Below are 23,975 nucleotides of genomic sequence, written 5' to 3' on the forward strand. Positions count from 1 at the left end.
CTGTGGGGGAACAAACAACAAAGCCCTGCGTAGCTGTCGCTGCGCAGGGCTTTGTTGATAGTCAGGTTTACTGCTCTTCGGTCTGCTTATCCCCATGGGACAGGCTGTAGACATATGCCGCCAGCAGATGCACCTTGTCATTGCCTTGCAGTTGCTCCTGAGCAGGCATCTGGCCCTGGCGGCCGTAACGGATGGTCTGCTGCAGTTGGGCGAAGCTGGAGCCGTAGATGAATGCACCCGGGTGGGTCAGGTCGGGGGCGCCCATCGCCGGGGTGCCTTTACCGGCGGGACCGTGGCAGGCCACGCAGTTGGCGGCGAAGAGTTTCGCGCCGTTGGCCGCGTCGGCTTTGGCCCCTTCCGGCAACTTGCGGCCGTCGAGGTTGGTCACCACAAAGGCTGCCACGTCAGCCACGCCTTGTTCGCCGATCACCTCGGCCCACGCCGGCATCACCGCGTGGCGGCCTTTCATGATGGTTTCCTTGATGGTGGCCGGTTCGCCACCCCAGCGCCAATCGGCATCGGTCAGGTTGGGGAAACCGTAGGCGCCCTTGGCGTCGGAACCGTGGCACACCGAACAGTTGGAGGCGAACAGGCGACCTCCCATCTTCAGGGCTTGCGGGTCCTTGGCGACTTCTTCAATCGGCATTGCGGCGAACTTGGCGAAGATCGGGCCGAACTTGGCGTCTGACTTGGCCATTTCCTTTTCCCATTCGTGCACGCCGGTCCAGCCGGTCTGGCCGTTGGCGAATGGGGTTTGCTTGTCGGTGTCGAGGTAGTTGTAGCCGGGCAGCAAGCCCTTCCAATTGCCGAGGCCGGGATACAGCGCCAGGTAGCCGAGGGCGAAGATGATGGTGCCGACGAACAGCATGAACCACCATTTGGGCAGCGGGTTGTCGTACTCCTCGATGCCGTCGAACGAGTGGCCGACGGTTTCGTCGGTCTGCTCGGCGCGCTGGCCCCGGCGGGTGGACAGCAGCAGCCAGGTCAGGGCGAAGATGGTACCCAGACTGAGGACTGTGACGTACAGACTCCAGAACGTAGTCATTCTTTGTTACTCCTAGAAGCTTGCTCGACGTGCTTGATGGCTTCGGGATCATCCGCAAAGGGCAGCATGGTCGCGTCGTCAAACTCCGACTTGCGCTTGGGGCTGAACACCCACAGCGCCAGGCCGATAAAGGCCACCATCACCACAACGGTGCCCAGGCCTCGAATCATCCCGATATCCATGTAGGTCACCGTTTGCTTTTGATGAGGGTGCCAAGGCCCTGCAGGTAGGCCACCAATGCGTCCATTTCGGTCTTGCCCTTCACGGCGGCGGCTGCACCGGCGATGTCTTCATCGGTGTAGGGCACGCCCAGGGTGCGCAAGACTTCCATCTTCTTCGCGGTGTCCTTGCCGTCGAGCTTGTTTTCCACGAGGAACGGATACGCCGGCATTTTCGACTCGGGCACGACGTTGCGCGGGTTGTACAAGTGCGCACGCTGCCAGTCATCGGAGTAACGCCCGCCGACACGGGCCAGGTCCGGGCCGGTACGCTTGGAACCCCACAGGAACGGGTGGTCCCACACGCTTTCACCGGCAACCGAATAGTGGCCGTAGCGTTCGGTTTCGGCGCGGAACGGGCGGATCATCTGCGAGTGGCAGCCGACACAACCGTTAGCGATGTAGACGTCGCGGCCTTCCAGTTCAAGGGCGGTGCGCGGCTTCATGCCTTCGACCGGTTTGTTGGTCACGTCCTGGAAGAACAGCGGGACGATCTGGGTCAGGCCGCCGATACTCACGGCGATGGCCATGAAGAAGGCCAGCAGGCCGATATTCTTCTCGACTACTTCATGCTTCATCAGTGGGCTCCCACAACGGCGATCTTGGCGGCGGCTTCGGCTTCTGCAGGGTCCGAGGCACGCACGGTGCGCCAGACGTTGTAGGCCATGAACAGCATGCCGGCGGCAAAGAACGCACCGCCCAGGGCACGGACGATGTAGCCCGGATGGCTGGCTTGCAGCGCTTCGACGAAGGAGTAGGTGAGGGTGCCGTCATCGTTGATCGCACGCCACATCAGGCCCTGGGTGATGCCGTTGACCCACATCGAGGCGATGTAGAGCACGGTGCCGATGGTGGCCAGCCAGAAGTGCGTGTTGATCAGCCCGACGCTGTGCATCTGCGCACGGCCGAACAGTTTGGGGATCATGTGGTACAGCGCGCCGATGGAGATCATCGCCACCCAACCGAGGGCGCCGGCGTGTACGTGGCCGATGGTCCAGTCGGTGTAGTGGGACAGCGAGTTGACGGTCTTGATCGCCATCATCGGGCCTTCGAAGGTCGACATGCCGTAGAACGCCAGGGACACCACGAGGAAGCGCAGGATCGGGTCGGTGCGCAATTTATGCCAGGCGCCCGACAGGGTCATCATGCCGTTGATCATGCCGCCCCAGCTCGGGGCCAGCAGGATGATCGACATCGCCATGCCCAGGGACTGCGCCCAATCCGGCAGCGCGGTGTAGTGCAGGTGGTGCGGGCCGGCCCAGATGTACAGGGTGATCAGTGCCCAGAAGTGCACGATGGACAGGCGATACGAGTAGATCGGCCGTTCGGCCTGCTTGGGCACGAAGTAGTACATCATCCCCAGGAAACCGGTGGTGAGGAAGAAGCCTACGGCGTTGTGGCCATACCACCACTGGATCATCGCATCCGTTGCCCCGGCGTAGGCCGAGTAGGATTTGAACCAGCTCACCGGCAAGGAGGCGTGGTTGACGATGTGCAGCATCGCCGTCACCAGGATGAACGCGCCGTAGAACCAGTTACCCACATAGATGTGCTTGGTCTTGCGCTTGACGATGGTGCCGAAGAACACCACGGCGTAGGTCACCCACACGATGGCGAGCAAAATGGCGATCGGCCATTCCAGCTCGGCGTATTCCTTGGTGGTGGTGTAGCCCAGCGGCAGGGTGATGATGGCGCCGAGGATCACGGCTTGCCAGCCCCAGAAGGTGAATGCGGCGAGGCCGTCGGAGATCAGTCGCGTCTGGCAGGTTCGCTGCACGACATAGTAGGAGGTGGCAAACAATGCACATCCGCCGAAGGCGAAAATCACCAGGTTGGTGTGCAGCGGGCGCAGGCGGCCGAAGGTCGTCCATGGCAAGCCGAAATTCAATTGCGGCCAGACCAGTTGCGAGGCGATGAACACCCCGAGCCCCATGCCAAGGATCCCCCAGACCACCGTCATGATGGCGAACTGGCGGACTACCTTATAGTTATAAGCAGTCGGACTGATTGCTGTGCTCATTCTAAGGTTCCACGGTTTAGGTTTTTTTATAGGTAAAATCGGCCGCAAGTATGTAGAAAGCGAGGGGTCATTGCAACGCAATGACTGACCTGTATCAATGCGTTCCACGCCAGATTCTGCGCCCTTTCCATGTTTGGTGTAAGGACAAAATCCGAAATAAAAAGCTGATCGAGTGGACAAGAAAATTTGGGGGCCGCAACAATAGTCGTGCGTACGCCAGGATCAGTCCGCTGTGCAAGCAAGCGTAGACCCGAATGGCGAGAGGGGAAAGTTGTGCTTTGGAAGGGTGTGACACTTGGTCGCGTTAAAAGTCCCCCTGTGGCGAGGGAGCAAGCTCCCTCGCCACTGGTAAGTTGCCGCCCCGCAGTGGGGCGGCGTTCAGGGGTTATTGCGACTGGCTTTCTGGCGTTGCGCCATCAGCGTTGTGCGACAGGCTATAAACGTAGGCGGCCAACAGATGCACCTTGTCATTACCTTGCAGCACGTCCTGCGCCGGCATCTGGCCTTGGCGGCCGTGGCGGATGGTCTGCTGCAGCTGCGCCAGACTGGTGCCGTAGATAAACCCGGCAGGCTCGGTCAGGTTCGGCGCGCCCATGGCTTCCATGCCGTGGCCTTGCGGACCGTGGCAGGCCACGCACGTGGTGTTGAAGGCCGCTTGGCCTGCGGCCAGGTCGGCAGTGCTGTCGGCCGGCAATGGCAGCTTGGCCAGGTCATGACGCACATAGGCGGCGACGTTTTTTACCCCGTCTTCGCCGAGTATTTCACCCCAGGCCGGCATTGCCGCGTGACGACCGTTCAAGATCGTGGCCTTGATCGCTTCAGGTGAACCGCCCCAGCGCCAGATATTGTCCGCCAGGTTCGGGAAGCCATAGGCACCCTTGGCATCCGAGCCGTGGCACACCGCGCAGTTGGAGGCGAACAAGCGGCCGCCCATTTTCAGCGCTTGCGGATCTTTCGCGACTTCTTCCACGGGCATGGCTGAGAATTTGGCGAAGATCGGCCCGAACTTGGCGTCGGCCTTGGCCATTTCCTTGTCCCATTCCTTATTCTGGGTCCAACCGTCTTCATAGCCCGGCAATACGCCTTTCCAGTTGCCCAGGCCCGGGTAGAGGATCAGATAGCCGACGGCGAACACCAGGGTGCCGGCGAACAGCATGAACCACCACTGGGGCAGCGGGTTGTCATATTCCTCGATGCCATCGAAGGCATGGCCCATGGTCTGGTCGACACTGCCCTTGGTCTCGCCCTTGCGGGTGCCGATCAATAGCCAGGTCAGGCCGATCAGGCTGCCGAGGGTCAGTACGCAGATCCATGTACTCCAAAAGGTAGTCATGGCCGAGTGCTCCTTGTTACAGGCTCTTCTTGAGCGTCGGATGGAGAGGGTTCATCGGCGAACGGCAGCAGGCGTGCCTGCTCGAATTCCGCATTGCGCCGGTTGTTGAACACCCACAGCGACAGGCCGATAAAGGCGATGGCGACCACCAGCGTGCCGAGGCCGCGGATGGTGCCCGCATCGAATTCAAATCCCATGGCTCACCTCTTGCTCTTGATGGCAGTGCCGAGTACTTGCAGGTACGCAACCAGCGCATCCATCTCGGTCTTGCCCTTGAGGCTGGCGACGGCGCCACTGATGTCGTCGTCGGTGTACGGCACACCGAGGGTGCGCATCACTTTCAACTTGGTTTCGGTGTGGCTGCTGTCCACGGGGGCGGTGACCAGCCACGGGTAGGCCGGCATTTTCGACTCCGGCACCACGTTGCGCGGGTTGTACAAGTGCGCGCGGTGCCAATCGTCCGAGTAGCGTGCGCCGACGCGCGCCAGGTCCGGCCCAGTGCGTTTGGAGCCCCACAGGAACGGGTGGTCCCACACGCTCTCGCCGGCTACCGAGTAGTGACCGTAACGCTCGGTCTCGGCGCGGAACGGGCGGATCATCTGCGAGTGGCACTGTACGCATCCCTCGCGGATGTAGATGTCGCGGCCTTCCAGTTGCAGCGCGGTGTAGGGCTTCATGCCTTCGACCGGCTTGTTGGTCACGTCCTGGAAGAACAGCGGGACGATCTGGGTCAGGCCGCCGATGCTCACGGCGAACACCATCAGCAGCATCAGCAGGCCGACGTTCTTTTCAATCGTTTCGTGTTTCATCACGGACTCCTCAGGCCATCTGCGCAGCAGCGGCGACTTCGACAGGTTGTGCCGAACGCACGGTGCGCCATGTGTTGTAAGCCATCAGCAACATGCCGGTGAGGAACACCGCACCGCCCACCAAGCGCACGATGAAGCCCGGATGGCTGGCCACCAGGGTCTCGACGAAGGAGTAGGTCAAGGTGCCGTCTTCGTTGACTGCACGCCACATCAGGCCCTGGGCGATGCCGTTGACCCACATCGAGGCGATGTAGAGCACGGTGCCGATGGTGGCCAGCCAGAAGTGCGCGTTGATCAGGCCGAGGCTGTACATCTGCTCGCGGCCGAAGACTTTCGGGATCATGTGGTACAGCGCGCCGATGGAGATCATCGCCACCCAACCGAGTGCGCCGGCGTGTACGTGGCCGATGGTCCAGTCGGTGTAGTGGGAGAGGGCGTTGACGGTCTTGATCGCCATCATCGGGCCTTCGAAGGTCGACATGCCGTAGAACGCCAGGGACACCACGAGGAAGCGCAGGATCGGGTCGCTGCGCAGCTTATGCCAGGCCCCTGAGAGGGTCATCATGCCGTTGATCATGCCGCCCCAGCTCGGTGCCAGCAGCACCAGGGACATCACCATGCCCAGGGACTGCGCCCAGTCCGGCAGCGCGGTGTAGTGCAGGTGGTGAGGGCCGGCCCAGATGTACAGGGTGATCAGCGCCCAGAAGTGCACGATGGACAAACGGTAGGAATACACCGGGCGTTCGGCCTGTTTGGGCACGAAGTAGTACATCATGCCGAGGAAGCCCGCCGTCAGGAAAAAGCCGACCGCGTTATGCCCGTACCACCATTGCACCATGGCATCTGTCGCACCGCCGTAGGCCGAGTAGGACTTGGTCCAGCTTACCGGCAGCGAGGCATGGTTGACGATGTGCAGGATGGCCACGGTGATGATGAACGCCCCGAAGAACCAGTTGCCGACGTAGATGTGCTTGGTCTTGCGCTTCATCACCGTGCCGAAGAACACCACACCGTAGGCGACCCAGACGATGGCGATCAAAATGGCGATCGGCCATTCCAGCTCGGCGTATTCCTTGGAGGTGGTGTAGCCCAACGGCAGGCTGATGGCCGCCAGCACAATCACCAGTTGCCAGCCCCAGAAGCAGAACGCGGCGATTTTCGGCGCGAACAGCTGCGTCTGGCAGGTGCGTTGTACCGAGTAAAAAGAACTGGCGAACAGCGCGCAGCCACCGAAGGCGAAGATCACCGCGTTGGTATGCAGCGGGCGCAAGCGGCCGAAGCTGGTCCAGGGCAAATCGAAGTTGAGTGCAGGCCAGACCAATTGGGCGGCGAGAAAAACCCCGAGCCCCATGCCGACGATGCCCCACACCACCGTCATAATGGCGAATTGGCGGACCACCTTGTAGTTATAGGCGGTACTTAAAGTAGTGTTCATGGTTCCCCATCCACGGTTCAACCCAAGCCAATGCGGCACTTGGGCTGGAGTTATAGGCAGACTAAAAAGCGAGGCAAGCATGGGCAAAGAGCACAAGGCCAGTATTGACGGGGATCAATGGGCGCACTGCGTGCAGGAACGCGGCTGGTTGTGGGATGTCGCGCAAGGGGCGGGCGCGCGTGAGCCTGTGACCCTGATCCTGGCCCACGGTGCCGGTGCGCCGATGGACTCCTCGTTCATGAACGACATGGCTGCACGCCTTGCCGGGCATGGCGTGAACGTGTTGCGCTTTGAATTTCCCTACATGGCCCAGCGCCGGCTGGACGGCGGCAAGCGCCCACCGAACCCGGCCCCGAAACTGCTGCAGGCGTGGCGTGAGGTGTATGTCGAGGTGCGACGTCATGTCGCTGGGAAACTGGCGATTGGCGGCAAGTCCATGGGCGGGCGCATGGCCAGTTTGTTGGCCGATGAATTGGCTGCCGATGGGCTGGTGTGCCTGGGTTATCCGTTCTATGCCGTGGGCAAGCCGCAAAAGCCACGGGTCGAGCACCTGGCCGGGTTGAAGACCGCGACGTTGATTGTGCAGGGCGAGCGCGATGCCCTGGGTAATCGGGAGGCGGTCGAGGGGTATGCGTTATCGCCGAGCATCGAGGTGATGTGGCTGGTGGCGGGGGATCATGATTTGAAGCCGTTGAAGGCGTCGGGGTTCAGCCATGAGCAGCATCTGGAGGCTGCGGCGGTGCAGGTGGCTGAGTTTCTCGGTGCCTGATAGGGCCCAATCGGGGGCTTGCCCCCGATCGCGATCTACCGGTTGAAACGCTCTACCAACGAGTACTGGGTATTGGCGGTATGCGTCAGCTCTTCACTCAATTGCGCCGAGTTCAGTGCCTGTTCCGAGGTCTGGTCCGCCAACAGCGCAATGGTGCTGATGTTGCGGCTGATCTCTTCGGCAACCGAGCTTTGCTCCTCGGTGGCGGCGGCGATCTGGGTGGTCATGTCGGTGATATGGGCGACCGCTTCGCTGATGCCCACCAACGCCTGATCCGCTTCCATCACCCGTGCCACACCCTCTTCGGCCTGGCGATGCCCGGCGTCCATGGTTTGTACTGCGGCGCTGGCGGTCTGCTGCAGCTTGGCGATCAACGTGTGGATCTGCCCGGTGGACTCGGCCGTACGTTGCGCCAACTGGCGTACTTCGTCGGCCACTACCGCAAAACCACGCCCCATTTCGCCGGCGCGGGCCGCTTCGATGGCGGCGTTGAGTGCCAGCAGGTTGGTCTGGTCGGCGATGCCTTTGATCACATCGACCACGCCGCCGATTTCATCGCTGTCCTTGGCCAGTTGGGTGACGGTCACGCCGGTTTCACCCACGGCAACGGACAGGCGCTGAATCGCCTCGCGGGTTTCCCCGGCGATGTCGCGGCCACGACCGGTCAGGCGATTGGCTTCCTGGGTGGCGTCGGCGGTGCGTTGTACGTGGCTGGCCACTTCCTGGGTCGTCGCCGCCATCTGGTTGACGGCGGTCGCCACCTGTTCGGTTTCCACGCGCTGGCGTTCCAGGCCGCTGGAGCTGTTATGCGCCAGGGTGTTGGACTGTGCGGCCTGGTCGTTGAGGTGTTCGGCGGTGTCCTGCAAGCGCGTAAGGCAAGTCTTCAGGCGTGCCTCCTGGCTGAGGATCGACATCTCCAGGCGCGCCTGTGAGCCGCGGCTGTCGGTGTACATCTGCGCGATCAACGGGTCGGAAGTGGTCTGCTCGGCCAGGCGCATCAGGCGCTTGAGGCCGCGCTGTTGCCAGCTCAGGCCCAGCAGGCCGAGTGGCACCGACAACCCCGCCGCGAGGGCAAAGCCCCAGTGGGAGTTGAGTGACGCACCGATCATGAAGCTCAACTGGCTCACCAGGATAAACGGCAGCCAGTCCTGCAGCACCGGCAGCCACTTGTCACGCTGGGGAATCGCCGACTTGCCCTGGTTGATGCGTTGATAGAGCGCTTCGGCCCGGCGGATCTGCTCGGCGGTGGGTTTGACGCGCACCGATTCGTAGCCGACCACCTGGTTGCCCTCGAAGACGGGCGTCACATAGGCGTTAACCCAGTAGTGATCGCCGGTCTTGCAGCGGTTCTTGACAATGCCCATCCATGGCAAGCCTTGTTTGAGCGTTGACCACATATGCCCGAACACCGCAGCCGGCACATCCGGGTGACGCACCAGGTTGTGCGGAGCACGGAGCAGTTCGTCGCGGGAGAACCCACTGATTTCGACGAAAGCGTCGTTGCAGTAGGTGATGACCCCTTTGGCATCTGTGGTGGAGATCAACCGTTGCTGAGCGGGGAAGGTACGTTCGCGCTGTGTAACGGGTTGGTTATTACGCATGATTGTTCAATCCGCAAGGCTTTCAGGGGTTATCGGTCGCGGCAGGCTTTTATTTAACTTAATTTTGTAACAATCAGCCGGCCAGCATCGGGTAGGTAAACAACCCGAAGTGAAGCAGATTCAAGCCAAAATGCGTGGCGATTGCGGCGCCCAAGCCACCAAAGCGATAAGCCAGGCCATATCCGGCACCCGCAATGGTCGCCAGCAGCACCCACTGCCAGCCTGCGCCCAGGTGCACCAGGCCGAACAGGAGCGAGGCCAGCAGCAGCGCGAGGTTTTCGCCATAGGGCAGGTGCTTCAAGCGTTGGCTCAGGCCGCCCTGGATGTAGCCGCGGAACAGCGCCTCTTCCACCAGGGTCACCAGCAGCAGGTTGTTGAGTACCCACAGCCAGGCCTGTTCAGGCCATTTCGGCGCCCAACTGACGATGCCCAGCAACGCCGCTCCACCCAGCGCGGCAACCGCTGTCAGCACCAGCGCCAGGGCGGCGACACAGATCGACAGGCGCAGCGAACGGCGTGCCACGATCCACGGGCAGGCCAGCAGTAGCCAGAAACCGATCAGGGGTTTGTCCTGATTCAGGTACATCGAGAAAGGCACTGCATCGGCGGTGAAGCGCTGCGGGGCAATGCCGCGCCCATTGTAGAAACCCGGCAGCCAATGCATGGCCAGGCCCAGGGCCAACACTATGAACAGACCGTGGCCGAGGTAGCGCGCCCAAGGGGTGCGTTGCTGACGTACGGCGTACCCGGCGATCAGCAGCAGGGCGACCGAGACGACCGCCAGCAGGCCCAGTTGCCCGTAGGTCAGGGCCAGTACGTAGCCGATGGAAAGAAGCGCCAGGTACAGCCAGGGCAGAGTGATCATGGGACATCCTTGGAAAAAACTGGGCGGCATTATAACGGCCGCAAGTCCAGCCAGGCATGAAAACTCCTCCACGCAATAGTTGCGATCAGGTGATTGCAAAATGTGTTTGCGGCTGGTTATAGTCGGTGCGTCTTTATCCCTTCAAAAAGATCAGCACATGCCAGCTTCCCCACGCACAGCGGTAGTCGATTCAGCGGTCAACGCTGTGGTCGTGCCGTGCGGGAACCAACAGCTTGTGCAGTTCGGTCATTACCCCCCACCTGTCAGCAGCACGCCGGTGTACGCAGTCGTATCACCGCCGGGTGTTGGCATCGCGGGCTGATCAGCTGATCGCTGTTCCCCTCTGCCCGCCTGAAAAAAACCATTGAACTTCAGCCTTTGCTGAGTCGGCTTTTTTTGCCTGATTACAGGTGGTAAACATGTCTGTTCTTTCGAAACAATCCGTGGCCGCGGCGGCCTCGACGAGCCTGTTTGTGCTGCTGTGGAGCAGCGGGGCGATTTTCTCCAAGTTGGGCCTGGCCCATTCATCGCCCTTCGCTTTTCTGTTGATCCGTTTTGCTATCGCCCTGGTCGGGCTGGTGCTGCTGATACCGCTCTTCAAACTGAAACTGCCGCGTCCCGGCAAGCCGCTGTGGTATGCGGTGGCAACCGGGCTGGTGTTGTTGGGCGCGTACCAGATTTTCTATCTGCTGGCCCTGGACCTCAAAGTCACCCCGGGGGTGATGGCAACCATCATGGGGGTACAACCGATCCTCACCGTGGTGCTGATGGAACGTCAGCGTTCATTGCGCCGGATGCTCGGCCTGGGCCTGGGGCTGGCGGGGCTGATCATGGTGGTCTATCAAGGCATCGGCTTGTCCGGGATGTCCCTGGCGGGGATGCTGTTCGGGCTGCTGGCGCTGGCGAGCATGACCTTTGGCTCGATCATGCAAAAGCGCATCACCGACAACCCTTTGGGCACGCTGCCGGTGCAATACCTGGCTGGCTTGTTGTTGTGCGCGGTGTTTGTACCGTTTCAGCCATTCCACTATGAACACAGCGCCGGCTTTTACCTGCCGGTGCTGTGGATGGGGCTGGTGGTGTCGTTGTTGGCGACGCTGTTGCTGTACCGCCTGATCGCCCGGGGCAACCTGGTGAACGTCACCAGCCTGTTCTATCTGGTGCCGGCGGTGACGGCGGTCATGGACTACCTGATCTTCGGCAATAAGCTCGCAGTGTTGAGCCTGTCAGGCATGGGCTTGATCATCATCGGCCTGGTCTTCGTCTTCCGTAAAAACTGACGCATGTAGTGAGCGGGCTTGCCCCGCGCTGGGGGGCGCAGCCGCCCTAAACCGGCCACCGCGTTCTTCCAGGAAGAGCTCAGGCGCCTGGTTTTGGGGCGGCTGCGCCACCCAGCGCGGGGCAAGCCCGCTCACTACAGAGGTGTTCAAGGTTTTTTCGGGCGCAGTACCAGCCACAACGCCCCGGCGATCAATATTCCACCATACAGATGCGCCATCGACAGCGGCTCATCCAGCAACAATGCGCCCCACAAAACCCCGAACGGCGGAATCATGAAGGTCACGGTCATCGATTTTACCGGCCCAATGGACGACAGCAGGCGGAAGTACAGGATGTAGGCGAACGCCGTACACACCAACCCCAACCCGAGCAGCGACAACCACACCTGCCAACCACCCCAACTGGCCGGGGGATGGCTGATTGCGCTGTAGGCGAATAGGGGCAGGAGAAACAGCGTAGCCCCCAGCATGCTGCCCAATGCGGCGAGCCGGCTGTCCAATCCGCCACGCTGATCCAGCCAGCGCCGCGCCAGGAAACCGGCAAAACCATAGCAAGTCGTCGCCAGCAGGCAGGCCAGCGCGCCCATCAACAATTGCAGGTCAAACGCCACCGGCCCGGCGCGTGTCAGCACGCCCACGCCCAGCAGACCCAGGCTGACACCGGCGATTTTTGCCGACGTCAGCCGTTCGCTGAAGAACAACCCGCCGATCAGCACGCCCATCAGCGGCGTGGTGGCATTGAAGATCGCCGAGTAGCCCGCCGGCAAGACCTGGGCCGCCACCGAGTACATCGTCGCGGGAATCCCCGAGTTGATCACACCCAGCAGCAGCACGGTTTTGAACTTGCCTTGGAAGTCCCAGTTGACGCGCATGATCGTCAGGATCACCAGCAAGCCGGCGGCGGCGATCGACACGCGAAAGAACGCGGTCGGCACGGTGCCGATTTCCGGCGCGATGATGCGCATGAACAGGAAGCTGGCCCCCCAGATGGCAGCCAGCCCCAATAGGTACAAGGTGTCGAGGGGTCTCACGGAACACTCCTACATCAATAAGGCGGCGAGTGTTGCATGACCCGGTGACGGATTACAGGACAAACCGCGTGACCAGACCATTGAGGTCCACGGCCAGGCGAGACAGCTCATGGCTGGCTGCCGAGGTCTGGGTGGCACCGGCGGCGGTCTGGGTGGACAGGTCGCGAATGTTGACCAGGCTGCGGTCCACATCGCGGGCAACCAGCGCCTGCTGCTCGGCGGCACTGGCGATCACCAGGTTGCGCTGGCTGATCTGTGAAATGGCGGCGGTGATTTTCTCCAGCGCGCTGCCGGCACTGTTGGCTCGCTGCAAGGTCTGGCCCGCGTGTTCGGCGCTGCTGTTGAGGGCGTCGACGGTGTTCTGAGTGCCTTGCTGGATGCCGTTGATCATCTGTTCGATTTCTTCGGTGGAGTCCTGGGTGCGCTGCGCCAGGGAGCGTACTTCATCGGCCACCACGGCGAACCCGCGCCCGGCCTCACCGGCACGCGCCGCTTCGATGGCGGCATTGAGCGCCAGCAGGTTGGTCTGCGCGGCGATACCGCGGATGACTTCCAGCACCTTGCTGATGTCTTGCGCCTGTACCGCGAGGCCCTCGGCTTTGGTCGAGGCACCGAGCACTTCGTCGACCAGGTTCTGGATCGAGCTGATGGTTTCGCTGATCTGGTAATGACCGTGCTTGCTGTCTTCGTCCGACGCCTTGGAGGCCTCGGCGCTGGACACCGCATTGCCGGCCACTTCGTCCACGGCAGTGCTCATTTCAGTGACGGCGGTGGCGGCCTGTTCGATCTCGTCGTTCTGCGCCTGCAGGCCACGCGTGCTCTGTTCCATCACCGAACTCATCTCTTCGGCCGCCGAGGCCAGCTGTTGCGCCGATTCGCTGATGCCACGGATAGTGCCCTGCAACTGCGCCTGCATGGTGGCCAGGGCCGCCAGCAGTTGGGCGGGCTCGTCCTTGCCGCTGACGCTGATCGGTTGGCTCAAGTTGCCGCCGGCGATGCTGCGTGCCACGGTCAGCGCCTGGGCGAGCGGGGCGGTGATGCTGCGGGTCAGCAGCCACGCCAGCAGCAAGGTGGCGATCAATGCGCACAGGATGATCAGGCCGACAATCCACTGCGCGCTGAAATAGGTCTGCGCGGAGGCGTTCACTGCGGTTTCCACGCCGTTCTGGTTGAAGGTAATCATGTCCTCCAGGCTCTTGCCGAGGATCAGGCCCTGTGGTGCGAGACGACTGTTGAGCAGGTCAATGGCATCCTGTTGCTGATCCTTGTCGACCAGGGCGACGATCTGTGCGACGAGCGTCAGATAAGTATTTACGTTGTCTTCGAGCTGCTTGAGCATGCCGCGCTCTTCGTCGTCGCTGAGCAGGGCCTTGTGATGGTCCAGCAGGGTTTGCAGCTCGGCGCGCTGGCGCGTGATCAGGGCTTTGCTGTTGTCACGGATGCGTGATTCGTCGGTGGTCGCCAGGCGCAGGGCCTCCAGGCGAATACTGGCCACCAGGGCCGCGCTGTCGTGAATGTTCTCGATGCTGGGCATCCACGACGCTTCGATGACCTGCGCGCTTTGTCGCAACTTGGCCATCTGGCCCAGGCCGAACATCCCGACAATCACCAGCAAGCCGGCCAGCATCCCAAAACTCAGACTGGCACGTAGACCGATCCGCATATTCCTCAATGACATCTCAACGCTCCTTGGGTGATTAGTACCTGTTCCCGGATCGGTCTTCTGACCTTGTTAGGGTGGGAGAAGGGGGCGCTGTATATCAAAGTGCCATCAATGTAGTAATCAGGGTTTCCCTTACGCTGTATCACCACCCTTGCCGGGACTTTCATCTGCGAAGCCGGGTTGTTTTTGCAGCGCACAAACCTCAGGCACCGCCGTTGCTGGCTCACAGCGCGGAGGGCGCGGCTACGCCAAGTGCATTTATTGACTGCTTGGTCGAGTTATAAAAATTGAAAATAAATGTACAAAACCAGTAAGGCTGTACAGCGAGGTTGGAAAAATCATCCTTCTCCTGCCACGGTTCACTGGCTAAGCTCAGGTTTCCCTGACGCCGCTTGAGGTTTTCCGCATGTCGCAGCACGCCCTCGCAATTGCCCGGATGATCCTGGATGGCTTCGACGATTACCGTGAGCACTTCCGCCGAATCACCGATGGTGCCCGCGAGCGTTTCGAAAAGGCTCAATGGCAGCAAGGCCAGGCGGCGTCGGCGGCGCGTATCAACCTGTATGAAGAGAAAGTCGGCGAAGTCACCGCGCGCCTGCGGGCCGGTTTCCCGGCAGCGGTGCTGCTGGAGGTCGATCAGTGGCCCTTGGTCAAGAGCGCGTATATCGGCCTGATCGACCTGCGCTTCGATGATGAGCTGTCGGAGACCTGGTACAACTCGATCTTCTGCGGCCTGTTCAGCCATGACCTGATCAGCGACGGCTGTATGTTCATTCACACCACGCGGCCGAGCCTGCGCCGGGCGCGTGCGGCGCAAACGCGGTTGTACACGCCGGATGGCAAGGTGGCCGAGATGCTGGCGCAGATCTTTGCCGACTACAGCTTCAGCGAACCTTACGCCGACCTGCCCGCCGACCTGCGCCGCCTGGAAGCCCAACTGCGGGAAAACCTGCCGGACTGGGTGTGCAAAGACCCGGACCTGAGCGTCGAGCTGTTTTCCTCAGTGCTCTACCGCAATAAAGGCGCTTATCTGGTCGGCCGTCTCTACACGCACGACGAGCAGTGGCCGCTGGTGATTCCATTGCTGCACCGCGAAGGGCGCGGTATTCAGATCGATGCGCTGATCACCGACGAGGCCGAAGTCTCGATCATCTTCTCGTTCACCCGTTCCTACTTCATGGTTGATGTGCCGGTGCCCGCCGAGTTCATCGGCTTTCTCAAGCGCATCCTGCCCGGCAAACATATCGCCGAGCTGTACACGTCGATCGGCTTCTACAAACACGGCAAGTCGGAGTTCTATCGTGCGCTGATCAACCATCTGGCCAGCACCGATGACCGCTTCATCATGGCTCCCGGCGTGCGCGGCATGGTCATGAGTGTGTTTACCCTGCCGGGCTTCAACACCGTGTTCAAGATTATCAAGGACCGTTTTTCGCCCTCGAAAAACGTCAACCGCGCCACGGTGATCGAGAAGTACCGCCTGGTCAAAAGCGTCGACCGGGTCGGGCGCATGGCCGATACCCAGGAGTTTGCCGACTTCCGGTTCCCCCTGAGCAAGTTCGAGCCCGACTGCCTGGCCGAGCTGCTGGAAGTCGCTGCGGGCACTGTCGAAGTGGAAGGCGACACGGTGCTCATCCGCCACTGCTGGACCGAGCGACGCATGACCCCGCTCAACCTCTACCTCGACAACGCCAACCCGGCGCAGGTGCGTGAAGCCCTGGAAGACTACGGCCTGGCGATCAAACAACTGGCGGCGGCGAATATCTTTCCCGGCGACATGCTGCTGAAGAACTTCGGCGTCACCCGCCACGGTCGCGTGGTGTTCTACGACTACGATGAAATCTGTTTTCTCACCGAAGCCAACTTCCGCCACATCCCGCCGCCGCGTACCCCCGAGGATGAAATGGCCTCGGAGCCCTGGTATTCGATCGGCCCGCTTGATGTTTTCCCCGAAGAGTTTCCGCCGTTCCTGTTTGCCGACGCCGCCCAGCGCAAGCTGTTCGATGAGTTGCACGGCGAGCTGTACAACGCCGATTACTGGAAGGGCCTGCAGGAGGCGATTCGCGCCGGCAAGGTGATTGATGTATTCCCTTATAAGAGAAAAGAGCAGCCATAAGCTTCAAGCGGCAAGTAAAAGCAGATCTTTCCTGACTTGCCGCTTGAAGCTTGCCGCTCGCAGCTGCTTTTCTGCGACAATCCGCCCCCTGCATAAATAGATGACCCAAACGCACCTGATGACTGACCAAGCACCCACGATCGATCAACTGCTCAAGACCCTCGACCACGCCATGCTCGCCGACCGCCACCGCTTGCGGCGGCAGTTGCTTGAATTGCGCAAGAAGCCTGACGAGGAAAAGCTGGCGCAGTGGGTGGCGCGGATGCAGGCGTCCTGTGCCCAGGTCACGGCGCGGCGGGCCAGCCTGCCGGTGATTCGCTACGACGACAGCCTGCCGATTGCCGCCAAGCGCGATGAGATCAAAGCTGCACTGAACAAGCATCAGGTGCTGATCATTGCCGGTGAAACCGGCTCGGGTAAAACCACCCAGCTACCGAAGATCTGCCTGGAAATCGGTCGTGGCCAATTCGGCCTGATCGGTCATACCCAGCCGCGTCGCATCGCCGCGCGCAGCGTGGCCACCCGCGTCGCCGAAGAGTTGGGCACGCCATTGGGGGCATTGGTCGGCTATCAGGTGCGCTTTGAAGACCAGAGCGATTCCAACACCCTGATCAAACTGATGACCGACGGCATCCTGCTGGCGGAAACCCAGAACGACCGCTACCTCGAACGCTACGACACGATCATCGTCGACGAAGCCCACGAGCGCAGCCTGAACATCGACTTCCTGCTTGGCTACCTGAAAACCCTGCTGCCGCGACGCCCCGACCTCAAGGTGATCATCACCTCGGCGACCATCGACCTGGAGCGCTTTTCCAAGCACTTCGACGATGCGCCGATTGTCGAGGTTTCGGGCCGTACCTTCCCGGTGGAAACCTGGTATCGCCCGCTGACCCTGGAACAGGACGAGGAGGGCAACCGTGTCGAGGACGACTTGACCGTCGACCAGGCGATCCTCGCCACCCTCGATGAAATCGCCGCCTATGAACGCAGCGAGCGGCGCAGCCCAGGCGACGTCCTGGTGTTCCTGCCGGGTGAACGCGAGATTCGCGATGCCGCCGAGATGCTGCGCAAGGCCCAGCTCAAGCACACCGAAATCCTGCCGTTGTATGCGCGCCTGTCACCGGCCGAGCAGCAGCGGATTTTCCAGTCGCACCCAGGGCGGCGCGTGGTGCTGGCGACCAACGTTGCGGAAACCTCGCTGACGGTGCCGGGCATTCGTTATGTGATCGACAGCGGCACTGCGCGCATCAGCCGTTACAGCTACCGCGCCAAGGTGCAGCGCCTGCCGATCGAAGCGGTTTCCCAAGCCAGCGCCAATCAGCGTAAAGGCCGTTGCGGCCGGGTCGAGCCGGGCATTTGCGTACGCTTGTACAGCGAAGAAGACTTTATGGGGCGTCCGGAATTTACCGACCCGGAAATCCTGCGCACGAACCTCGCCGCCGTGATCCTGCAGATGCTGCACCTGCGCCTGGGCGAGATCACCGACTTCCCGTTTATCGAACCGCCGGACGGCAAGGCCATCAGCGACGGTTTCAATCTGCTGCAAGAGCTTTCGGCGGTGGACCGCAACAGTCAGCTCACGCCGTTGGGCCGTCAGTTGGCGCGTTTGCCGGTGGACCCACGCATGGGGCGCATGCTGCTTGAAGCCGCCAAGCTTGGCAGCTTGCAGGAAGTGCTGATCGTCGCCAGCGCAATGTCGATCCAGGACCCGCGCGAACGCCCACCGGAGCGCCAACAGGCGGCCGACCAGGCGCACGCACAATGGAAGGATGCCGATTCCGACTTCGCCGGGTTGGTCAATCTGTGGCGCGGCTTTGAAGAGCAGCGCCAGGCGCTGACCGCCAGCCCGCTACGCAACTGGTGTCGCAAGAACTTCCTCAATTACCTGCGCCTGCGTGAATGGCGCGATTCCCATCGCCAGTTGAGCCTGATCTGCCGCGACATGCAGCTGGCCATCAACCAGGCCCCGGCGGACTACCCGAAGCTGCACAAGGCGGTGCTGTCCGGCCTGCTCAGCCAGATTGGCCAGAAAACCGAAGACGGCGACTACCTCGGTGCGCGTCAGCGGCGTTTCTGGATTCACCCGTCTTCGGGCATCGGCAAAAAGCGCCCGCAATGGTTGATGACCGCCGAACTGGTGGAAACCACCAAGCTGTATGCACGCATGGTGGCGAAGATCGACGCCGACTGGATCGAGCCGCTGGCCGGGCATTTGATCAAGAAAAACCACTTTGAGCCGCATTGGGAGAAGAAGCGTGGCCAGGTAGTGGCATTTGAGCAGATCACCCTGTTCGGGTTGATCGTGGTCGGACGTCGGCCGGTGCATTACGGGCCGATCGACCCCGTGGTGTCGCGCGAGCTGTTTATCCGCGAAGGCCTGGTGCGTGGGGAAATCCAGTCCCGTGCCAAGTGCCTGGCGGCCAACCAGCAGTTGCTGGAGCAGCTTGACGAACTGGAAGCCAAGGCCCGCCGCCGCGATATCCTGGCCGATGAAGAAACCCTCTACGCCTTCTATGACGCACGCCTGCCGGCGGAGATCCACCAGACCGCGACCTTCGACAGCTGGTACAAGGTCAACAGCCAGAAAAACCCGCAACTGCTGATCATGCGCGAAGAAGACGTGCTGGCACGCGAAGCCAGTGAAGTCACCGCCGCGCATTACCCGGATACCCTGCACCTGGGCGACCTGGCCCTGACGTTGAGTTACCACTTCGAGCCCAACCATCCGCGTGACGGCGTGACCCTACGCGTGCCAGCACCGCTGCTGCCGGCCCTGCCGCCGGAGCGTCTGGAGTGGCTGGTGCCGGGGCTGATCGAAGCCAAATGCGTTGCCCTGGTGCGTAATTTGCCCAAGGCACTGCGCAAGAACTTCGTGCCGGTGCCGGACTTCGTCAAGGCGGCGCTGCAGCGCATCGAATTTGGCCAGGGTTCGTTGCCCCAGGCGCTGGGGCACGAATTGCTGCGCATGACCGGCGCACGGGTCAGCGATGAGGCTTGGGCGGAGGCGGCTCAGCAGGTGGAAAACCACTTGAAGATGAACCTCGAAGTGGTCGATGGCCAGGGCAAGTTCCTGGGCGAAGGCCGCGATCTGGCGGAGTTGACCGCACGCTTTGCACAAGCCAGCCAAGCCGCCTTGGCCGTGCCGCAAACTGCAAAAAGCCAGCAACCGGTGCAGGCCAAGGTGTTTGCGGCGGTGGCCGAGAAAACCCAGCAAAACATCGCCGGCCTGTCGATGACCGTTTACCCGGCGCTGGTGGAGGACAATGGCACCGTCAAGGAAGGGCGTTTCTCCACCGCTGCCGAGGCCGAGTTCCAGCACCGCCGTGCTTTGCAGCGCCTGCTGATGCAGCAATTGGCGGAACCGGCGAAATTCCTGCGCGCAAAATTACCCGGGCTGACCGAGCTGGGTTTGATGTACCGCGAATTGGGGCGCGTTGACGCGTTGGTGGAAGACATTCTGCTGGCCAGCCTCGATACCTGCGTGCTGGAAGGTGAAGCCAGCCTGCCCCGTGATGGCGCGGGTTTGGCCGCCTTGGCCGAGCGCAAGCGCGGCCATTGGACCGAACATGCCGAACGCCTGGCGCGCCTGACCCTGGAAGTGCTCAAACTCTGGCACGGTTTGCAGAAGCGCTTCAAAGGCAAGATCGACCTGGCCCAGGCCGTGGCGTTGAACGATATCAAGCAGCAACTGAGCCAACTGGTGTACCCCGGTTTTGTGCGGGAAACCCCAGCGCAGTGGTTCAAGGAATTGCCGCGTTTTCTCAAGGCCATCGAGTTGCGCCTGGAGAAATTGCCGAGCCAGGTACAAAAGGACCGGGTGTGGAGCGGCGAGTTGGCAGGCTTGTGGACCCAGTACGAAAACCGCCTGAAAAAACACGCCCAGGAAGGTAAGCGCGACCCGCAACTGGAGCTTTATCGTTGGTGGTTGGAAGAGTACAGGGTGTCGTTGTTTGCCCAGCAGTTGGGCACTAAAGTGCCAATTTCCGACAAGCGCCTGAGCAAGCAGTGGAGCCAGGTGGAGCCCTGATTCTGACGTGGGTCGGGCTGGCTCACTTGCACATTAAAACGGTGCTTGTCTGGGACGTGGCGCCAAATCCCGGCATTTGTGGCAAACTTCGCCGCTATAAATGCCGGGATCGTCGCACAGAGCTGCGGCGCGATGGAATAAAGCGTTGCCAGTCTGATGTCCGCCGCGCGGAATCGGACTACTTACAGTTTGGTACGACGGTACCAATATCTTCTGCCTGACAGATTTAGAGGAACGACCGTGCATAACGTCGTCATCAGCGGCACTGGCCTGTACACCCCGGCCAACAGCATCTCCAACGAAGAGCTGGTGCAGTCTTTCAATGCCTACGTGCAACAGTTCAACAGCGACAATGCCGCTGCTATCGAGCGCGGTGAAGTGCAGGCGTTGACCGAGTCCAGCGCGGCGTTCATTGAAAAGGCGTCGGGCATCAAGAGCCGCTTCGTGATGGACAAGGAGGGCATCCTTGATCCGCAGCGCATGGCCCCGCGCCTGCCCGAGCGCAGCAATGACGAGTGGTCGGTGCTCTGCCAGATGGCGGTCGGCGCCGCCGAGCAGGCCCTCAAGCGTGCAGGCAAGACTGCCGCCGACATCGACGGTGTGATCGTTGCCTGTTCCAATCTGCAGCGTGCCTACCCGGCCATCGCTATCGAAGTCCAGAGCGCACTGGGCATCGAAGGTTTCGGTTTCGACATGAACGTGGCGTGTTCCTCGGCCACCTTCGGCATCCAGAACGCCGCCAACAGCATTCAGTTGGGCCAGGCGCGGGCGATCCTGATGGTCAACCCGGAAGTGTGCACCGGCCACCTGAACTTCCGTGACCGTGACAGCCACTTCATTTTTGGTGATGCGGCCACTGCCGTCGTGCTTGAGTGCGCTGACCTTGCGACCTCCGAGCATCAGTTCGAGGTGGTGAGCACCAAGCTGTTGACCCAGTTCTCCAATAATATTCGCAACAACTTCGGCTTTCTCAACCGCGCGGCGGAAGAGGGCATCGGCGCGCCCGACAAGCTTTTCGTGCAGGAAGGTCGCAAGGTGTTCCGCGATGTCTGCCCGATGGTTGCCGAATTGATCAGCACCCACCTGGCGCAGAACCAGTTGAATGTCACCGACGTGAAGCGCTTCTGGCTGCATCAGGCCAACCTGAGCATGAACCACCTGATCGTGAAGAAACTGTTGGGCCGCGAAGCCACGGTGGAAGAGGCCCCGGTCATTCTCGATACCTACGCCAACACCAGTTCGGCGGGTTCGGTGATTGCGTTCCATACTTACCAGGACGACCTGCCCAAGGGCTCCGTGGCGGTGCTCAGCTCGTTTGGCGCTGGGTATTCCATCGGCAGCGTGATCCTGCGCAAGCGATAAACATCGAGGTCTTGAATGGCGGCAGCGGACGACGCGCACCTGCTTGAACGACTGCTCAAGGGCGAGCAGCGGGCCTACAAGGACATGGTCACCACCTACCAGAGCTCGATGCGGGCGGTGGCCTATGCCATCGTCGGCCAACGCCACGCCGACGAAGTGGTGCAGGACGCCTGGTTGTCGGTGGTGCGCAACCTGGCCAAGTTCGAAGGGCGCTCCAGCCTCAAGACCTGGTTGCTGACCATCACCGCCAACGCTGCCAAAGGCCGTTATAAACAGAATCGTCGTGAAGTCTTGCTCGACGATTTGCCTTCGCCCCACGGCACCATCGGGGATGACCGCTTCGTACCCGACGACGGCCACTGGGCCGTCGCCCCCTACGCCTGGCATCAGGACACCCCGGAAGCCTTGCTGACCGAGGACGAGCTGCGTGAATGCCTGGAGCATACGATTCTGAGTCTGTCGGAGTTACAAAGTAGCGTGCTGGTGCTGCGTGAACGCCAGGGCCTGGAGTTGGAAGAGATCTGTAATCTTCTGACGCTCTCGCTCTCCAATGTCCGTGTGCTGTTGCATCGAGCGCGGCTTAAAGTCTTCGCCACGGTGGAGCATTTTGAGGAAACGGGCGAATGTTGACGTGTAAAGAACAAGTGGCGCGGTCCAGTGACTACCTCGATGGGCAATTGACCTTTCGCGAGCGTTTGCTGGTGCGTCATCACCTGATGTTCTGCCCCAACTGCCGGCGATTTATCCGTCAGATGCGCTTGTTGCAGGCGACGTTGAAGATCATGCCGCAAGCCCCGGTCAAGGATGCCGATGCGTTGGCTGAGCGACTGGCTGCCGAGCGGCGCCAGATCATTAAAGGCGGGTAAAGACAGGCTTGCGTAGGGAGTCGAACGGATGAGGGGCGACCCACCCACGCAAGGCTGTTGAAACCACCTCGGGCCGTCCTGGCCCAAGGCTTGTTACACACACATTTAGAACTTGGCTTCAGCATCCAACTGCAGGGTGTTGGTGTTGGCATCACGCTGGGTGCGGCTGGCGTAGTCGGCCTTGGTCAGGAAATACGTAGCGCCGAGGGCGAAGTTCTTGTCGATGTCGTAGCTGACCTTGAACTTGTGACCGCGTGAACCGGTGGTGCCGTTGGCGAAGTCCGAGTCGGTGAAAGCGCCAACGACCGCGTCACGTTGGGTATCGCGGTAGTTGTAGTCCAGGTTGAAACCGAACACTTTGGATTTGGCACCCAGCAACCAGGCGGTGTCCTGATCGGTCACGGCATCGTTGTTTTTCACGTACTGACCATAAAACGCCAGAGGCACGGCCAGGCCGCCGATATCGGCTTGGGCAAAGCCTTCGTACAGGCGGAACTGGTTGTCGGGCGAGTTGCCGTTGACCGCCAGTGCGCAAGGCGTGGTGGTTGTGGTGCAGCGGCTGTCTTTATCGTTCTGGTAGGCGTAAACGCTGCCGCCCAGGGTCATTTTCAGGTTGTCCGTGACCGAGAAGCGCGTGCCCAGCTGGCCGGATGTCAGGCGCAGGTCGTGGCGGAACTGCACGCCGTCGCCGTCAACGTTGTCCTTGAGGTTGTAGTTGCCGATGCTGCCGAACAGTTCGGCGCTGCTACCCAGTGGGTACTTGTAGGTCAGGGCCAGACCTTCCGGGTTGATGTCGCTATCCCAGATCACGTCGCCCATGTTCACCCAGGGTTGGAGCATCTTGCCGCCGATCACGTGCAAGTTCTTGATCTGGTCCGGGTGGTAGTCGATGTAGCCGAGGTCCAGCCAGATCGACTTCTTGTCGAAGTAGTTGTCCTGGTCCTGGTTGGTGGAGCGGGCATCGTCGTTGCTGCCCGTGGCGATTCGGATGCCGGTGTCCACTTGCGAGTTGATTTCGGTGTAGGCGCCCAGGCGTGCGCGAATACGTTGGCGGTCTTTGTCACGGCCGCCGTTGTTGGATTCGCCTTGGATCTTCACGGTTTCCTGACGGAAACGCACGTCACCCTTGAGTTGGGTGCGCGCGGCCCAGGCCAGCTTCTGGTCGAAAACGCTGAGGTCGTTGGTTTTTTTCGCGGTGGCCGCGATCTGCTCGTTGGTCTCTTGTTGAGCTTGCTGTGCGATCTGCTTTTCTTTCTGGTCTTTGGCCAATTCCGCTTGCAGTTCAGTGTACTGCGCCGCAGTGATCTGGCCGTTGGCCTTGAGCATGTCGAGCAATTTAGCGTCGACTGCAGCGCTGGCTGGAATGCTCAGGGCCATCAGCAGGCCGCCGCACAGGACCGCCGCAGTTTTAGTGGAAGCAAGACGCATATCAATCTCCGAAAGTGAGGAGGGATGGCAAACCATCCAGGACACAACCGACCGATGACGGACGGAAAATAGCCGCCTTATAGAACCAGGCGCTCTAAAAAACA

20 protein-coding genes are annotated in these 23,975 nt (G+C 61.1%); 7 read left to right on the forward strand and 13 right to left on the reverse strand.

The genetic code is table 11. From position 1 onward, the window contains the following. Positions 1-67: 67 nt before the first annotated feature. The 8 genes from ccoP (DK870_RS15585) to ccoN (DK870_RS15620) all read right to left on the reverse strand — a co-directional run bounded on the left by ccoP (DK870_RS15585) (position 68) and on the right by ccoN (DK870_RS15620) (position 6,860). The gene (gene ccoP / locus DK870_RS15585) at positions 68-1,045 is read right to left on the reverse strand and encodes a cytochrome-c oxidase, cbb3-type subunit III (RefSeq protein ID WP_060756153.1); all 978 of its coding nucleotides are present in this window, start codon (positions 1,043-1,045) and stop codon (positions 68-70) included. Further along, on the reverse strand, positions 1,042-1,227 hold the full coding sequence (locus DK870_RS15590; protein WP_016775513.1) for a CcoQ/FixQ family Cbb3-type cytochrome c oxidase assembly chaperone: 186 nt from the start codon (positions 1,225-1,227) through the stop codon (positions 1,042-1,044). The genes ccoP (DK870_RS15585) and DK870_RS15590 overlap by 4 nt, the downstream gene beginning before the upstream one ends. A gap of 5 nt (positions 1,228-1,232) precedes the next feature. Next, complete coding sequence (ccoO, locus tag DK870_RS15595) at positions 1,233-1,841, reverse strand: cytochrome-c oxidase, cbb3-type subunit II (RefSeq protein WP_161549080.1); 609 nt, start codon at positions 1,839-1,841, stop codon at positions 1,233-1,235. Further along, positions 1,841-3,283 (reverse strand): cytochrome-c oxidase, cbb3-type subunit I, encoded by a 1,443-nt coding sequence (ccoN, locus tag DK870_RS15600; RefSeq protein ID WP_060756152.1) that lies wholly within the window; start codon positions 3,281-3,283, stop codon positions 1,841-1,843. Before ccoN (DK870_RS15600) ends, ccoO (DK870_RS15595) begins: the two co-directional genes overlap by 1 nt. 385 nt (positions 3,284-3,668) lie before the next feature. After that, positions 3,669-4,616 (reverse strand): cytochrome-c oxidase, cbb3-type subunit III, encoded by a 948-nt coding sequence (gene ccoP / locus DK870_RS15605; protein ID WP_104994482.1) that lies wholly within the window; start codon positions 4,614-4,616, stop codon positions 3,669-3,671. Continuing rightward, positions 4,613-4,813: a cbb3-type cytochrome c oxidase subunit 3 gene (locus DK870_RS15610; protein ID WP_060756150.1), complete on the reverse strand. Its 201-nt coding sequence runs from the start codon at positions 4,811-4,813 to the stop codon at positions 4,613-4,615. Before DK870_RS15610 ends, ccoP (DK870_RS15605) begins: the two co-directional genes overlap by 4 nt. Positions 4,814-4,816: 3 nt before the next feature. Then, complete coding sequence (gene ccoO / locus DK870_RS15615) at positions 4,817-5,425, reverse strand: cytochrome-c oxidase, cbb3-type subunit II (RefSeq protein WP_060756149.1); 609 nt, start codon at positions 5,423-5,425, stop codon at positions 4,817-4,819. A 10-nt stretch (positions 5,426-5,435) separates the two neighbouring features. Then, positions 5,436-6,860: a cytochrome-c oxidase, cbb3-type subunit I gene (gene ccoN / locus DK870_RS15620; RefSeq protein WP_090369385.1), complete on the reverse strand. Its 1,425-nt coding sequence runs from the start codon at positions 6,858-6,860 to the stop codon at positions 5,436-5,438. 79 nt (positions 6,861-6,939) lie between these two features. Here ccoN (DK870_RS15620) and DK870_RS15625 point away from each other — a divergent pair, with 79 nt between their 5' ends. Next, a complete protein-coding gene (locus DK870_RS15625; RefSeq protein ID WP_161549081.1) occupies positions 6,940-7,629 on the forward strand; it encodes an alpha/beta family hydrolase in 690 nt (229 codons plus the stop codon). Positions 7,630-7,664: 35 nt separating this feature from the next. On the opposite strand, the gene DK870_RS15630 is transcribed toward DK870_RS15625, so the two are convergent. Further along, entirely contained in the window at positions 7,665-9,230 is a 1,566-nt protein-coding gene (locus DK870_RS15630; RefSeq protein WP_060756146.1) for a PAS domain-containing methyl-accepting chemotaxis protein, read from the reverse strand. A gap of 73 nt (positions 9,231-9,303) precedes the next feature. Further along, on the reverse strand, positions 9,304-10,095 hold the full coding sequence (locus DK870_RS15635; protein ID WP_060756145.1) for a CPBP family intramembrane glutamic endopeptidase: 792 nt from the start codon (positions 10,093-10,095) through the stop codon (positions 9,304-9,306). A gap of 419 nt (positions 10,096-10,514) precedes the next feature. Between DK870_RS15635 and DK870_RS15640 the strand changes: the two genes are divergently transcribed. After that, the gene (locus DK870_RS15640) at positions 10,515-11,375 is read left to right on the forward strand and encodes a DMT family transporter (protein WP_161549082.1); all 861 of its coding nucleotides are present in this window, start codon (positions 10,515-10,517) and stop codon (positions 11,373-11,375) included. A 146-nt stretch (positions 11,376-11,521) separates the two neighbouring features. Here the strand turns inward: DK870_RS15640 and DK870_RS15645 are convergent, their stop codons facing one another. After that, positions 11,522-12,406 (reverse strand): DMT family transporter, encoded by an 885-nt coding sequence (locus DK870_RS15645; protein ID WP_090369391.1) that lies wholly within the window; start codon positions 12,404-12,406, stop codon positions 11,522-11,524. A gap of 52 nt (positions 12,407-12,458) precedes the next feature. Continuing rightward, positions 12,459-14,084 carry a methyl-accepting chemotaxis protein gene (locus tag DK870_RS15650; protein ID WP_161549083.1) on the reverse strand — a complete coding sequence of 542 codons (1,626 nt, stop codon included), beginning with the start codon at positions 14,082-14,084 and terminating at the stop codon, positions 12,459-12,461. A gap of 391 nt (positions 14,085-14,475) precedes the next feature. On the opposite strand from DK870_RS15650, the gene aceK reads away from it, so the two are divergent. The 5 genes from aceK to DK870_RS15675 all read left to right on the forward strand — a co-directional run bounded on the left by aceK (position 14,476) and on the right by DK870_RS15675 (position 22,443). Further along, a complete protein-coding gene (gene aceK, locus DK870_RS15655) occupies positions 14,476-16,185 on the forward strand; it encodes a bifunctional isocitrate dehydrogenase kinase/phosphatase (protein ID WP_161549084.1) in 1,710 nt (569 codons plus the stop codon). Positions 16,186-16,303: 118 nt separating this feature from the next. After that, positions 16,304-20,215 carry an ATP-dependent RNA helicase HrpA gene (hrpA, locus tag DK870_RS15660; protein ID WP_161549085.1) on the forward strand — a complete coding sequence of 1,304 codons (3,912 nt, stop codon included), beginning with the start codon at positions 16,304-16,306 and terminating at the stop codon, positions 20,213-20,215. Between the two features lie 240 nt (positions 20,216-20,455). Continuing rightward, complete coding sequence (locus DK870_RS15665) at positions 20,456-21,577, forward strand: beta-ketoacyl-ACP synthase III (RefSeq protein ID WP_161549086.1); 1,122 nt, start codon at positions 20,456-20,458, stop codon at positions 21,575-21,577. A gap of 15 nt (positions 21,578-21,592) precedes the next feature. Next, positions 21,593-22,207, forward strand: a complete 615-nt coding sequence (locus tag DK870_RS15670) for an RNA polymerase sigma factor (RefSeq protein WP_161549087.1) — start codon at positions 21,593-21,595, stop codon at positions 22,205-22,207. After that, entirely contained in the window at positions 22,201-22,443 is a 243-nt protein-coding gene (locus tag DK870_RS15675) for an anti-sigma factor (RefSeq protein WP_060756138.1), read from the forward strand. Before DK870_RS15670 ends, DK870_RS15675 begins: the two co-directional genes overlap by 7 nt. Positions 22,444-22,548: 105 nt before the next feature. On the opposite strand, the gene DK870_RS15680 is transcribed toward DK870_RS15675, so the two are convergent. Next, complete coding sequence (locus DK870_RS15680) at positions 22,549-23,871, reverse strand: putative porin (protein ID WP_060756137.1); 1,323 nt, start codon at positions 23,869-23,871, stop codon at positions 22,549-22,551. Positions 23,872-23,975 lie beyond the last annotated feature (104 nt).

It is taken from the genome of Pseudomonas sp. Q1 (assembly GCF_009935975.1).
GTDB lineage: Bacteria > Pseudomonadota > Gammaproteobacteria > Pseudomonadales > Pseudomonadaceae > Aquipseudomonas > Aquipseudomonas palleroniana.